Source organism: Oceanicola sp. D3 (genome assembly GCF_006351965.1).
Lineage (GTDB): Bacteria > Pseudomonadota > Alphaproteobacteria > Rhodobacterales > Rhodobacteraceae > Vannielia.
Genome location: NZ_CP040932.1, coordinates 294,526 through 306,217, shown reverse-complemented (window position 1 = coordinate 306,217; position 11,692 = coordinate 294,526). Strand labels below are relative to the sequence as shown.

General features: G+C 61.3%; 15 protein-coding genes. 8 read left to right on the top strand and 7 right to left on the bottom strand.

What is annotated here, in order from left to right; translation table 11 throughout:
- The first annotated feature begins 11 nt into the window (after positions 1-11).
- A complete protein-coding gene (gene trxA / locus FHY55_RS01590) occupies positions 12-332 on the top strand; it encodes a thioredoxin (RefSeq protein ID WP_140012523.1) in 321 nt (106 codons plus the stop codon).
- Between the two features lie 45 nt (positions 333-377).
- On the opposite strand, the gene FHY55_RS01585 is transcribed toward trxA, so the two are convergent.
- On the bottom strand, positions 378-1,277 hold the full coding sequence (locus FHY55_RS01585) for a hypothetical protein (protein WP_140012522.1): 900 nt from the start codon (positions 1,275-1,277) through the stop codon (positions 378-380).
- A gap of 92 nt (positions 1,278-1,369) precedes the next feature.
- Between FHY55_RS01585 and hslV the strand changes: the two genes are divergently transcribed.
- Both hslV and FHY55_RS01575 read left to right on the top strand, forming a co-directional pair.
- On the top strand, positions 1,370-1,927 hold the full coding sequence (hslV, locus tag FHY55_RS01580) for an ATP-dependent protease subunit HslV (RefSeq protein ID WP_140012521.1): 558 nt from the start codon (positions 1,370-1,372) through the stop codon (positions 1,925-1,927).
- Positions 1,924-3,027: a hypothetical protein gene (locus FHY55_RS01575; RefSeq protein WP_140012520.1), complete on the top strand. Its 1,104-nt coding sequence runs from the start codon at positions 1,924-1,926 to the stop codon at positions 3,025-3,027. The genes hslV and FHY55_RS01575 overlap by 4 nt, the downstream gene beginning before the upstream one ends.
- Here the strand turns inward: FHY55_RS01575 and FHY55_RS01570 are convergent.
- Complete coding sequence (locus tag FHY55_RS01570; protein ID WP_140012519.1) at positions 3,016-3,270, bottom strand: hypothetical protein; 255 nt, start codon at positions 3,268-3,270, stop codon at positions 3,016-3,018. The genes FHY55_RS01575 and FHY55_RS01570 overlap by 12 nt on opposite strands.
- Positions 3,271-3,438: 168 nt before the next feature.
- Here FHY55_RS01570 and hslU point away from each other — a divergent pair, with 168 nt between their 5' ends.
- From hslU to FHY55_RS01555, 3 genes are read left to right on the top strand one after another with little or no spacing between them, the layout of a single operon-like run.
- Positions 3,439-4,749 (top strand): ATP-dependent protease ATPase subunit HslU, encoded by a 1,311-nt coding sequence (hslU, locus tag FHY55_RS01565; RefSeq protein ID WP_140012518.1) that lies wholly within the window; start codon positions 3,439-3,441, stop codon positions 4,747-4,749.
- A gap of 39 nt (positions 4,750-4,788) precedes the next feature.
- Positions 4,789-5,901, top strand: coding sequence for an alpha/beta hydrolase (locus tag FHY55_RS01560; RefSeq protein WP_140012517.1), 1,113 nt, complete (start codon positions 4,789-4,791; stop codon positions 5,899-5,901).
- Positions 5,902-5,941: 40 nt separating this feature from the next.
- The gene (locus FHY55_RS01555) at positions 5,942-7,165 is read left to right on the top strand and encodes an MFS transporter (RefSeq protein WP_140012516.1); all 1,224 of its coding nucleotides are present in this window, start codon (positions 5,942-5,944) and stop codon (positions 7,163-7,165) included.
- Here FHY55_RS01555 and FHY55_RS01550 read toward each other — a convergent pair.
- The 3 genes from FHY55_RS01550 to FHY55_RS01540 form a co-directional block, all read right to left on the bottom strand.
- Positions 7,148-7,723 carry a Smr/MutS family protein gene (locus tag FHY55_RS01550; protein ID WP_140012515.1) on the bottom strand — a complete coding sequence of 192 codons (576 nt, stop codon included), beginning with the start codon at positions 7,721-7,723 and terminating at the stop codon, positions 7,148-7,150. The two genes, FHY55_RS01555 and FHY55_RS01550, sit on opposite strands and share 18 nt — an antisense overlap.
- A complete protein-coding gene (locus tag FHY55_RS01545) occupies positions 7,720-8,460 on the bottom strand; it encodes an MltA domain-containing protein (protein WP_254695391.1) in 741 nt (246 codons plus the stop codon). Before FHY55_RS01545 ends, FHY55_RS01550 begins: the two co-directional genes overlap by 4 nt.
- A gap of 169 nt (positions 8,461-8,629) precedes the next feature.
- Positions 8,630-9,295 (bottom strand): Tim44/TimA family putative adaptor protein, encoded by a 666-nt coding sequence (locus tag FHY55_RS01540; protein WP_140012513.1) that lies wholly within the window; start codon positions 9,293-9,295, stop codon positions 8,630-8,632.
- Positions 9,296-9,398: 103 nt separating this feature from the next.
- Here FHY55_RS01540 and FHY55_RS01535 point away from each other — a divergent pair, with 103 nt between their 5' ends.
- Together FHY55_RS01535 and secB are read left to right on the top strand one after the other, a co-directional pair.
- Complete coding sequence (locus tag FHY55_RS01535) at positions 9,399-9,875, top strand: FxsA family protein (protein WP_140012512.1); 477 nt, start codon at positions 9,399-9,401, stop codon at positions 9,873-9,875.
- 54 nt (positions 9,876-9,929) lie between these two features.
- The gene (gene secB / locus FHY55_RS01530) at positions 9,930-10,430 is read left to right on the top strand and encodes a protein-export chaperone SecB (RefSeq protein WP_140012511.1); all 501 of its coding nucleotides are present in this window, start codon (positions 9,930-9,932) and stop codon (positions 10,428-10,430) included.
- Here secB and dnaQ read toward each other — a convergent pair.
- Entirely contained in the window at positions 10,427-11,119 is a 693-nt protein-coding gene (dnaQ, locus tag FHY55_RS01525; protein WP_140012510.1) for a DNA polymerase III subunit epsilon, read from the bottom strand. The genes secB and dnaQ overlap by 4 nt on opposite strands.
- Complete coding sequence (coaE, locus tag FHY55_RS01520) at positions 11,112-11,666, bottom strand: dephospho-CoA kinase (RefSeq protein WP_254695479.1); 555 nt, start codon at positions 11,664-11,666, stop codon at positions 11,112-11,114. Before coaE ends, dnaQ begins: the two co-directional genes overlap by 8 nt.
- Between the last annotated feature and the right edge of the window lie 26 nt (positions 11,667-11,692).

Below are 11,692 nucleotides of genomic sequence, written 5' to 3'. Positions count from 1 at the left end.
GGAGAGCCGAGATGGCCACCGTTGCCGTTACCGATGACACCTTCGACACCGAGGTGAAGGAAGCTGATCTGCCCGTTGTGGTGGATTTCTGGGCCGAGTGGTGCGGCCCCTGCAAACAGATCGGCCCGGCGCTTGAGGAGCTTTCCGACGAGCTCGACGGCAAAGTGAAGATCGTCAAAGTCAACGTCGACGAAAACCCCAACGCCCCGGCCCAGATGGGTGTGCGCGGCATCCCCGCCCTGTTCCTCTTCAAGGACGGTCAGGTTGTGTCGAACAAGACAGGCGCTGCCCCCAAGGCCGCGCTGCAAAGCTGGATCACCGAATCCATCTGATTGCATTCCATCGCGAACGTTAAATGGCGCCTTCGGGCGCCATTTTCATAAATGCCAGCCGTGGGCTCGCAGCTTCTTCGGCAAGTCCCGATCGAAAGTATCGTTGCCTGCATTCAGCGTATCGCGCGTGAGAAACCAAGTGACATAGGCGGCAAAGTCCGGCGCCTCACGAAGCTTGTCGAAAGCCGCCTGCAGCCCATCACGCGGCACCGACCCGGCGATATGGTGAAAGTCGATTTCTCCAAAAAGAATGGCCGGCTTTTCAAGAAAATAACCTTGAAAGGCGACCGAACTGTTCTGCGCCGCTATGTACGAACACCTTCGCAAGAGCATGTCGGTGGCGCCTTCGGTAACCTCAAAGCGCCCATGCGCCCGCTCCAGCGCCTCCAACGCCTCGCGTTCCGCCGTTGTGTAGGCCTCGCGCGGGTGCAACGTGGCCACAACCGGGCAGGACGTGCGCGCAAGCACCTCGCCGATCATTTCCATCGGGCTCATCGACTGAAACGAGCGGCGCTCCAACAAGCGCCCCTGCAACGGAATCAGCACAAAGCCATCATCCGCCACATCCACCCCACGCTGAAACTGCCAGGCCCGCCAGTTGCCAAAAAACCGTGCAGCCTCCTCCGGGTCGACGTCGCCCGGCTCAAAACGCGTTTTTGCCACGGGCCAGCCCCACCGCTCATAGCTCTTTTCAATGCGCCAGAACGCACCGATGTAGGCGCGACGGCAGGTAAGGGCGGCATCGTGTGTTGGCGCTTCCATGTGGGTCAGGGTCGGCCCGCCAAAGGCCGCAGCACGGGCTTGCTCCTCCGGGCCATCGACCAAAGTGACAACCTTCCAGCCCTCCGCCTCGAAGATCCCCTGCACCCGGTTAAAAAAGTTGAACGTCCCGTTGCGCACCCGTTTCAGGCTGGGCGCATCTAGAAGAATGTGCAGTGTTTTCACGCTCATGCCGCAGGCTAGGCGGCCAGCGTCCGGGCAACAAGGGTTGCACCCGTGCCCCTCCGCCAATATCTCCCCATAAAATGGAGGTCGCTATGGCGGACGACAAATTTCCCGGGTGGCACGGCACAACGATCATCGGCGTTCGCAAGGACGGCGAGGTGGTGGTGGCCGGTGACGGGCAGGTAAGCCTTGGCCAGACGGTCATCAAAGGGTCTGCCCGCAAGGTGCGGCGCATTTCCCCTGGCGGTTTCGATGTGGTGTGCGGTTTCGCTGGCTCCACGGCTGATGCCTTCACCCTGCTCGAACGGCTCGAATCCAAGCTGGAGGCCACACCGGGCCAGCTTGCCCGTGCATCGGTTGAGCTTGCAAAGGACTGGCGCACCGACAAGTACCTTCAAAAGCTGGAGGCCATGCTGATCGTCACCGACGGCAAGGAGCTTCTGGTTATCACCGGCGCTGGAGATGTGCTTGAGCCCGAGCATGGCATTGCGGCCATCGGCTCCGGCGGCAACTTCGCACTGGCCGCCGCACGCGGCCTCATAGATCAGGATCTCGACGCCGAGGCCATCGCCCGCCGAGCGATGGAGATCGCCTCCGACATTTGCGTCTATACCAATGGCAACCTGACCGTTGAGAAGATTGGCGAATGACCATCACCCGCGATGACATCCGGGCAGCCGTCGGTGCAGGCAAAATCAGCGAGGCGCAGGCCACGGCCATTGTTGCGCTCTCCGATGCCCGCCGGGGTGCCCGCGAAAACCTGCAAGGCCTCGACGAGCCCTTTGAGCTGTTCAAAGGCTTCAACGAAATCTTCATCGTCGTCGGCCTGACAATCCTCTACGCAGGGTGGACGGGCCTCACTGGCGTTACCACCTTTCTCGCCAGCAGCTCCATGACCTCGCTCCTGCTGTGCGGCATCACCGGCATGGCCACGCTGGTTGCCCTCGCGTCCTACTTCACACGTAGGCGCAGGATGGTTGCACCCTCTATCGCGCTGGCCATCATGTTTGCCTTCTCCGCAATTCAAGCCGGATGGGCGGTGAGCTATTGGATGGTGCCCGATAGCGGCATCCCCAAGGTGACCGGTTCTTCAGATGTGCGCATCGTCATCATGCTGGCCCTCGCCACCCTTGCGGTCATCTTCTACTGGCTCGCGTTCCGCGTGCCATTCGCGATGCTCCTCATTGCGCTGGGTTTTTACGCCACATGCTTCGGGCTGACGGCGCTCAATGGCCCCGAGCTAGACAGTTTTCGCGATGTCTTTCTGCTCTCTGCCAATTCGGCATTCTCTTGGGTCACCCTCGCCCTCGGCCTCCTTGGCCTGGCCATCGCACTGCGCTTTGACATGTCAGACCCGCACCGCGTGACCCGCCGAGCCAGTCAGGCGTTCTGGCTCCATGTCATCGCCGCGCCAGCCATCGTCAACACCGTAGCCTTCACTCTCTTCCTGCAGGGCGGGGCTACCTCCTACCTCATCCTAAGCAGCTTCCTCCTGCTCATGGCGCTCTTCGCCATCGTGATCGACCGCCGCTCTTTCCTCATTTCCGGCATCGGCTACGTCGTGGCCCTCACCGCACTCGCAGCCGAAGGCAATACATGGGCCTTCATCTTGCTGCTCGGCGTCTTCCTCGTGGCCCTCGGCGCCTTCTGGGAAAGCATCCGCGGCGCGATCATGGCCGTGCTCCCTGCCTTTCCGGGCAAAGACAACCTGCCACCCTGGACGCGGCCCAGAGAGGTTTCAGCGAGTTAGCGGGTAGATGAGGCTGGCGTCAAACGGCACCGGCCCGGTCGCCAGTGCATCCCGAATGGAGCTCAGGTAATCCGAGAGGCGCTTTTGCGAAATCTCGATGGCGCGGCCCTTGTTCACGCCTTTCAGCGCGTTCATCCCGGCGCCAGACTTCACGGGAAAGGCCGCTTTCTGAAGTGCATAGCTGGTGCGAGTGACGCAAGTGTTGGAGTAGTTCGTATTCGAGATCAGGTCATCCCAGCCCATTTCCCGAAACAGGCGCTCCCGGCTCCATCCATCTTGTGGGCGCGGTTAACTCTTCCAAACTTCTGCGACCTTCGGTTTCATCGCCCCTGAGTTATCCAGCGTCTTTTCGCTGCGGGTTGTGTGCGGGACTGAGGCGCTTACATAGGGCGGAAGCCAAGGACGGAATACATGACAGACCTGACCCCCCGCGAGATCGTTTCCGAGCTCGACCGCTTCATCATCGGCCAAAAGGACGCCAAGCGCGCCGTTGCCGTTGCCCTTCGCAACCGCTGGCGGCGCAAGCAGCTGGCCGATGACATCCGCGAAGAGGTCTACCCCAAGAACATCCTTATGATCGGCCCGACCGGCGTGGGCAAAACCGAGATTTCCCGACGCCTCGCCAAGCTGGCCCGTGCGCCTTTCATCAAGGTTGAGGCCACCAAGTTTACCGAGGTTGGCTATGTTGGCCGTGATGTGGAGCAGATCATCCGCGATCTGGTTGATGCTTCCATTGCCCAGACCCGGGAGTTGATGCGCGAAGACGTCAGGTCGAAGGCCCGCGAAGCCGCCGAAGAGCGGGTGCTGCGCGCCATCGCCGGAGAAGACGCGCGCGGCAAGACGCTCGACATGTTCCGCGACAAGCTCCGCAACGGCGAGCTCGACGACACCGAGATCGAGCTCGACATCGCAGAGCCCGCTCCCTCCATGCCGATGTTCGAGATTCCCGGCCAACCCGGCGGCGGGATGCAGGGCATGGGCAACCTGCAAGATCTGTTCGGCAAGGCCTTCGGCGGGCGCACCCAGCGCCGCAAATTCACCGTCGCCGAAAGCTATGACGTGCTGATCGGCGAAGAGGCCGACAAGCTGCTGGATGATGAGGCCGTCAAGGCGGCAGCCCTTGAATCCGTGCAGGAGAACGGCATCGTCTTCATCGACGAGATCGACAAGGTCTGCGCCCGCGCCGAAACGCGTGGCGGCGATGTGAGCCGCGAGGGTGTTCAGCGCGATCTGCTGCCGCTGATCGAGGGCACAACCGTGTCCACCAAGCATGGACCGGTCAAGACCGACCATATCCTCTTCATCGCCTCAGGCGCCTTCCACATCGCCAAGCCGTCCGATCTGCTCCCCGAGCTTCAGGGCCGCCTGCCCATCCGGGTTGAGCTGCGGGCGCTGACCGAGCAGGATTTTGTGCGGATCCTGACCGAAACCGACAATGCGCTGACCCGGCAATACACCGCCCTTATGAAGACCGAAGGGGTGGAGGTGAGTTTTACCGATGATGGTATCTCGGCGCTTGCCCGCATCGCGGCAGAGGTCAATCAGAGCGTCGAGAATATCGGTGCCCGTCGGCTCTACACGGTGATCGAACGGGTCTTTGAGGAGCTTTCCTTCGTGGCGCCCGACAAGTCTGGCGACGCGGTCGAGATCAACGCCGACTATGTCGAGGAAAACCTTGGCGAACTTTCCCGCTCCACCGATTTGTCGCGGTACGTTCTATAGCAATGGCACCTGCCGTGCGGGCGCGATAATCTGGCAACCATGACTGGTTTCTTGCGCCTTACGCTGCTGATTCTTGCGCTGTCCGCCTGCGCCCCGCGCGCCTCGCTGGTGATCGTGCCCGGCGCCGTGGGGATCGGTACGCCCTACACAATCTTTGTCGGCAGCACCCGGGAGCGTGACCCTACAAAGAAGGCCCTCCGCTACACGGAGCGCGGCCCGCTTGGCTACCTGTCCTATGACGTGTCCGTTCCGCCCAACAGGCAGCCCGGCGAGGTGCGCACCGCACGGCGCCGTGGCGCAGATGTTCAGCGCGATTTCGTCGCAACGGCGGCAAACCGTTACGCGACACCACAAACATTTCGTGGTGCGGTCCATCAGGCGTTGAAGGCCCGGCCAAAGGCGCGGGGGAACGTGATCGTCTATGTTCACGGCTACAACAACACCATCGCTGACGCAGTCTTCCGCCTCGCTCAGTTGACCCATGATCTCAAGATCGACGATCTGCCTGTCAGCTACACATGGCCCTCCGCCGAAAACCCGCTGGCTTACGCCTATGACCGCGACAGTGCCCTGTTTGCCCGGGACGGGCTGGAGCAGTTTCTGGAGGAAGTCTCGCAGTCCGGTGCCCGGACTATCACCATTGTCGGCCATTCGATGGGCTCGCTTGTGGTGATGGAAACCCTGCGCCAAATGGCCATTCGCGGTGATCGCAAAGTGCTGCCCAAGCTCAACGGCGTCATACTGATGTCGCCCGATCTGGATGTTGATCTGTTCCGCACCCAAGCCAAGCGGATCGGCAACCTGCCGCAACCCTTCATCATCTTCACCTCAAGCCGAGATAAGGCCCTGCGCCTGTCTGCCCGCCTTACTGGCCTGCCCGCCCGGCTGGGCAATCTGCCGGATGTAGAGGCCGTGGCAGACCTCGATGTCACCCTCATAGATGTTTCCAGCTTCCAGAGCGGCGGGCTGGATCACTTCGTGGCCGCCGAAAATCCGGCACTGTTGAAGATCCTCGGCCAAGTCGGTGCCGTCGATGCCGCCTTCGGAACCGATAATGCAGGCCGCGCCGGACTCCTCCCCGGCACAATCCTGACGGTGCGCAGCGCCACCTCCATCATCCTCTCGCCCGTGTCCGCGTTAGCCGGAAACTGACAGCTTTTCATCCCCGTCCTTCGGCGCGATAAACGCCCGCATGAGCTTCTTCGGCTTCCTTCGCAGCAATGCCCCATTCCTACTGGCCGGTGCATTGCTCTCCTTTAGCTCATCCTTCGGGCAAACCTTCTTCATTTCGGTTTTCGCGGGCGAGATCATGGGCACCTTCGGGCTCTCTGACGGCCAGTGGGGGCTCATCTATACCGTTGGCACCACCCTTTCGGCCTTGGCGATGGTCTGGGCCGGTGCCTTGACCGATCGCTACCGCGTGCGCGCCCTCGCCAATATCGTCGGGCCAGGTCTGGCACTCTCCTGCCTCGCGATGGCCGCCGTCCCCGGGCCGGTTCTTCTGGTGTTCGTCATCTTCGCACTCCGCCTGTTTGGACAAGGCCTGTTCAGCCATCTTTCTGTGGTTGCCATGGCGCGGTGGTTCATCGGTCGGCGCGGAATGGCGCTGTCGATCTCATCGCTCGGCTTTGCCCTCGGGCAAGCGGTTCTTCCCGTTGGAGCCGCGGCTGCTTTGCTGACAATGAACTGGCGGTGGCTGTGGGTTGTGGCCGCTGGCCTTATTCTGGCGGCGCTGCCCGTGTTGGCCCTCCTGCTGCGCAACGAAAGAACGCCTCAATCCGTCGCCAGCTCCGCGCCGATGGCCGGCATGGACAATCACCATTGGAGCCGCGCCGAGGTTTTGCGCCATCCTCTCTTCTGGTTCAGCATCCCGGTGCTGCTCGGGCCAGCGGCATGGGGCACCTCGCTGTTCTTCCAGCAAGTCCATTTCGCAGCAATAAAGGGCTGGGCGCTGGTCGATTACGTTGCGCTCATGCCGGTGTTCACCACCTTGGCCATCATCTCAACCTTCACCACCGGCGCGCTGATCGACCGCTTTGGCACGGCCCGGCTGATGATGCTCTTCATGTTGCCCTTCGCCTTTGGCTTCCTGCTGCTCTGGCAGGCGGAAAGCCTGCACATGGCAGCGGCAGGGCTTGGCATGGTCGCCCTTGGTGTCGGGGCTCAGGCCACCCTGCCGGGATCCTACTGGGCCGAGTTTTTCGGAACCCGCCACATCGGGGCAATCAAGGCCGCCGCCGGAGCGATCATGGTGTTCGGGTCCGCAATCGGGCCGGGCATTAGTGGTTGGCTCATTGACGCCGGCTACAACTTTGAAGAGCAGCTGCCGTGGATTGCCGCCTATTTCGTTTTCGCGGCGGTGAGTATCACCATCGGGCTGACGGCGGCGCGCAAACGGCTACCGGCTACGCCTTAGATACACATAAAATGCACCCTCGCCACCATGCCTGAGGTTGGCCGGGGTCACTTCCAGCACCAGCGCCGTCAGCGGTGGCCGCGTTAGCCAATCGGGCACCTGTCGGCGCAAAACACCAGGACGGGACGGAATGGGCCCTTCGTCATCCGGCCGCGTGCGCCCCTTGCCGGTGATCACCAAAACGAGCCGTTTGCCATCTGCATGGGTGGAGTGGATGAACTTCAAAAGCCGCGGGTGCGCCTCGGCCAAAGTCATACCGTGCAAATCAATCCGCGCTTCCGGCTTCAACTTGCCCCGCTTCATCCGGGTGAAGGCCTTACGATCCATCGCCGGAGCGTGTTTGGCCGCCGGGGCTTTCGTTTCACTGGAGCCAGCCCGTTCCCCAATCGTGAAAGGCTGCGGAACGAATTTTGGCTTAGGCTCAGGCGCGTGATGCGGTTTAGTGGCGGTTGGCGTAGGTTTCGGGCGGCTCTTCGTGAGCGGCGTCGCCTTCTCCACCACCTTCCGCCACAGCGCTTCGTCTTCGCTGCTAAGTCGCTTTGGTGTTTTCCGGCTCATCGCACCGCCTTGGGAACGAGCCGAAAAAAGCTGAGTGTCGTGTTCAACCGCCCCGCCTGCGCGCCCGCTTGCGCTCCGGTGCCGCAAAACAAATCCGTCCGCCCCGCCCCTTTGATCGCCCCACCCGTATCCTGCGCAACGCAGAGGCGCGGCGCCGTGTCAGGGTGTTTGGGCACCACATAGGCCAGAGCGCCAAGCCTTGTATGGGCTTCATCAACCGCAATACTGCGCTGCGCCGTCAGCGGCACACCTGCGGTGCCAATCGGCCCCAACTCTTCTGGCAAATCATCAAGGGAGCGGAAAAAAACGTAGCTCGGGTTCTCCCGCAGGTAGCGCGGCCCTAATTCGGGGTTCTCGGAAAACCAGGCCTGTATCGCCTGCATGGAGGCATCTTTAGCGGTGAGGTGCCCCCGTTCGATCAAGAGCTTGCCGAGCGAAACATAGGGGTGGCCATTCTTCCCGGCATAACCGACACGGCGCATCGACCCATCGGCAAGGCGTACACGGCCAGAGCCCTGAACCTGTAGCAAAAAAGCGTCGAGCGGGCTTTTCAGCCAAGCCAGCTCGCACCCCTCAAGCAGATCACCATCTTCGATCTCGGCGCGCGTGGCAAAACTGTCTCCGGTTTGCCAACCCTCAGGGAGCGCGTGGATTGGCGCGCGGCAGTCATCGCTCTTTTGCAGCGCCCCCTCGTAAACCGGCTCAAAGTAGCCCGTCATCACGGCATCCTCAGCCACGACCTCGGCATCAAAGGATCGCTCTAGGAAGACCTTTCCGTCACCCTGCGCGACACTATGCGCGGGGTCATCTTTTGTTGCTGTTCTCAGATATGCGCTTAGAGCGGCGTCATGATCATCCTCTGCCCAACCGGGCAGGTCCGCCAATGCAAGCCGCGCCACGCCCGGCTCACTCGCCGGTGGCGACCAGTTTCCAGTTGGGATCGCCTGTGCCCATGTGCCTTGCAAAGGTCCAGACATCGCGCTGGCGCTTCACAGCATTCGGGTCGCCTTCAACGATATCTCCACCGGCATCACGCACCACACTTGTCATCTCACCGATGAAGCGCACGGTAATCTCGGCCTCGCTGCTGGCCTCGTCAAAGCTGGCGTTCTTCAGCACCGTCTCACGCACGCCAATAAAGCTGGCCTCAACCGTAACACCGTTTTCGGCGCGCATCTTCACGACGTCCTCGAAGCTCTCGGCCACGTCCTCGCCAAGGAACGGTGCCACGCTATCAAGCTCACCCCGCTCGAAGGCCATCAGGATCATCTCATACGCACCACGGGCCCCATGAAGAAACTCGCCAACCGAAAATCCGGGCTCGACAGACTTCATCTTGGCCAGCGCATCAGCCGCCGGCCCCTCGGGAACATTGTCGGTGATGTCGCGGTCAATCCCACCGTCGATCACCTCAAAATCCGGGCGAGAGTTTTCGCGGCTACGGCTTGGGCCGGGCAGCGGGGCTTGCGGCTTTTCGAAACCCTCGCGGGTGCCCAGCACGGAGCGCAGCCGCAGGATCAGAAAGATCGCGACACCGGCAAGCACAAGCAGCTGGATAACGGCAAGATTCATTGGGGCCTCGGGCACAAAGTTGGCAATTGGAGCGTTCCGAACATATGTAGGCTTTCGCAGGGGGCAAGTCCACCAGCGCCCCTGCGACACTTACGGAGGTTTGATGCCCCTATTAGCGCTCTTCATCGCGGTCCCGATCATCGAGATTGCTCTCTTCATCCAGGTCGGGGGCCTTATCGGGCTCTGGCCGACCCTCGGGATCGTTATCGTAACAGCAATTCTCGGCACTTGGCTGGTCAAGAGCCAGGGGCGGCAGGTGCTGGCCGATCTTCAGGGCAGATTCAACGACTTGCGCGACCCAACTGAGCCGCTCGCACACGGTGCCATGATCCTGTTTTCCGGCGCGCTCCTGCTAACCCCTGGGTTTTTCACAGATGCGGTTGGCTTTCTGCTCCTCATCCCTGGCTTCCGAACCATGGCCTTTGAGTGGTTGCGCAAGCGCGTGAGGGTTCAAAGTTTCACAATGGGCGGCGGGCCAGCCCAGCGCGCTGCGCGGGATGATGTGGTTGAGGGCAGTTTTCACGAGGTAGAGCCTGACACGCCAAAGGTGCCCGGCAATTCCGGGTGGACACGCCATTGAGGCCACCGCCAACGCCTGATAAAGCAGGCCCGACCTAAAAAACCGGAGGGCCCAATGGCCGACACCCCCGAAAATGGCGCTGCGGCGCCGCAAGAGCCGCCCCAGGTTCAACTGCAGATCCTCGCCCAGTTCATCCGCGATATGTCGTTTGAAAACATCGTGGTGCAAAAAGGCGTGACTGGTGAAGTTCAGCCCGACATGCAGGTGTCGGTTGCTGTGGACGCGCGCAAACGCACCACGCCCAACCAGTATGAAGTCACGCTGAAAACCAAGGTTGAAAGCAAGAACCGCCCTGATGGCGCGACGCTCTTCCTGCTTGAGCTCGACTATGGGGCAGTGTTCCAGATCGAAGGCGTGCCGGAAGACCAGCTGCACCCCTTCCTGCTCATCGAATGCCCACGTCAGGTGTTTCCCTACGTGCGCCGCATCGTGTCTGACGTCACCCGTGACGGCAACTTCCCGCCGGTGAACCTGCAAAACATCGACTTTGTGGCGCTCTATCGCCAGCAAATCGCCCAGCGGGCGGCCGAGGCTGCGCCTAAAGCCGACGCCTAATCCGCAAACCGTTTCCAGACCGCCGCATCACCGAGCTTTTCCACAAAAGCCTGGTGTGCGGCGTTCTCACTTTCTGTCAGCCGCGCGGGCAGCGCCTGCGGGCGAGGTGACGGGCGCCAATTGGTATCCACCGTGTCAGACGTGCTCCGGCTTCTCGTTTCCGAAAGCACCAACCCCGGCTGGCGGCCGCCAATCAGCTCCAAATAGACATCGGCCAAAATTTGGCTGTCGAGCAAGGCCCCATGCAGCTCGCGCTCCGTGGTAATGCCAAACCTCCGGCACAGCGCATCCAACGATGCTGGCGAGCCCGGAAACTTCTTGCGCGCCATCGCCACCGTATCAATCGCCCGATCGTCCGGGATGAGCGGCTTCTTGACCCAACCCAACTCCGCATTCAGGAATTTCATGTCGAAGGCGGCGTTGTGGATCACCAGCTTTGCATCGCCGATGAAGTCCAGAAAGTCCTGCGCGATGGCTGCGAAAAGCGGCTTGTCGGCCAGAAATTCTTCACTGATACCATGCACTTGAAAGGCTTCAGTCGGCATGTCGCGCTGCGGATTGATGTATTGGTGATAGTGGTTGCCTGTCGGCATATGCCCCACCAGCTCCACCGCACCGATCTCAACAATCCGGTCTCCGCTGAACGGATCAAACCCGGTGGTTTCAGTATCAAGCACGATCTCACGCATCATTTCGCTCCCTGATCTCCGCCACGATAGCCTCTACCTGAGCCTCGGCTTGCTCCAGTGTTTCTGTCTCGATCACCCGATCCGCCCGGGCTCTTTTTTCGGCATCGGGCATCTGTGCGGCAACGATCCGGTCAAAGGCAGCCTCATCCATCGTGCCCCGCTCCAAAACCCGACGTCGCTGTTCCTCAGGCGAGCAGCTCACTGTCACCGTCAGGTCCATCTCACGCTCCGCCCCTGTTTCAAAGAGCAACGGAATATCAAAGAGCAGAATGTCTGCCTCAGCCTTGTCAGCAAACGCAACGCGGTCTTGCTGCACCAGCGGGTGTACGACGGCTTCAATGGCCTGCAAGGCACCGTCATCCTCGGCAATCCACGCGCGTAATTCCGCACGAGACACCGACCCACCCACAACCGCCGCGGGCCGAAGCTCTGCAATCGCCCGAACGGCAGCGCCGCCCTTGTCATAAAGCCGGTGCACAGCTGCATCCGCATCCCAAACGGCAACGCCTTTGTCAGCGAACATGCGCGCCGTAGTGGACTTTCCCATGCCGATCCCGCCGGTGAGCCCTATCC

What these genes read in the sequence shown, in the direction of transcription:
- trxA (WP_140012523.1), top strand. Translation starts at nt 12, where the DNA reads ATGGCCACCGTTGCCGTTACCGATGACACCTTCGACACCGAGGTGAAG.
- hslV (WP_140012521.1), top strand. Translation starts at nt 1,370, where the DNA reads ATGGCGGACGACAAATTTCCCGGGTGGCACGGCACAACGATCATCGGC.
- FHY55_RS01575 (WP_140012520.1), top strand. Translation starts at nt 1,924, where the DNA reads ATGACCATCACCCGCGATGACATCCGGGCAGCCGTCGGTGCAGGCAAA.
- FHY55_RS01570 (WP_140012519.1), bottom strand. Translation starts at nt 3,270, where the DNA reads ATGGGCTGGGATGACCTGATCTCGAATACGAACTACTCCAACACTTGC.
- hslU (WP_140012518.1), top strand. Translation starts at nt 3,439, where the DNA reads ATGACAGACCTGACCCCCCGCGAGATCGTTTCCGAGCTCGACCGCTTC.
- FHY55_RS01560 (WP_140012517.1), top strand. Translation starts at nt 4,789, where the DNA reads ATGACTGGTTTCTTGCGCCTTACGCTGCTGATTCTTGCGCTGTCCGCC.
- FHY55_RS01555 (WP_140012516.1), top strand. Translation starts at nt 5,942, where the DNA reads ATGAGCTTCTTCGGCTTCCTTCGCAGCAATGCCCCATTCCTACTGGCC.
- FHY55_RS01550 (WP_140012515.1), bottom strand. Translation starts at nt 7,723, where the DNA reads ATGAGCCGGAAAACACCAAAGCGACTTAGCAGCGAAGACGAAGCGCTG.
- FHY55_RS01540 (WP_140012513.1), bottom strand. Translation starts at nt 9,295, where the DNA reads ATGAATCTTGCCGTTATCCAGCTGCTTGTGCTTGCCGGTGTCGCGATC.
- FHY55_RS01535 (WP_140012512.1), top strand. Translation starts at nt 9,399, where the DNA reads ATGCCCCTATTAGCGCTCTTCATCGCGGTCCCGATCATCGAGATTGCT.
- secB (WP_140012511.1), top strand. Translation starts at nt 9,930, where the DNA reads ATGGCCGACACCCCCGAAAATGGCGCTGCGGCGCCGCAAGAGCCGCCC.
- dnaQ (WP_140012510.1), bottom strand. Translation starts at nt 11,119, where the DNA reads ATGCGTGAGATCGTGCTTGATACTGAAACCACCGGGTTTGATCCGTTC.
- coaE (WP_254695479.1), bottom strand. Translation starts at nt 11,666, where the DNA reads ATGGGAAAGTCCACTACGGCGCGCATGTTCGCTGACAAAGGCGTTGCC.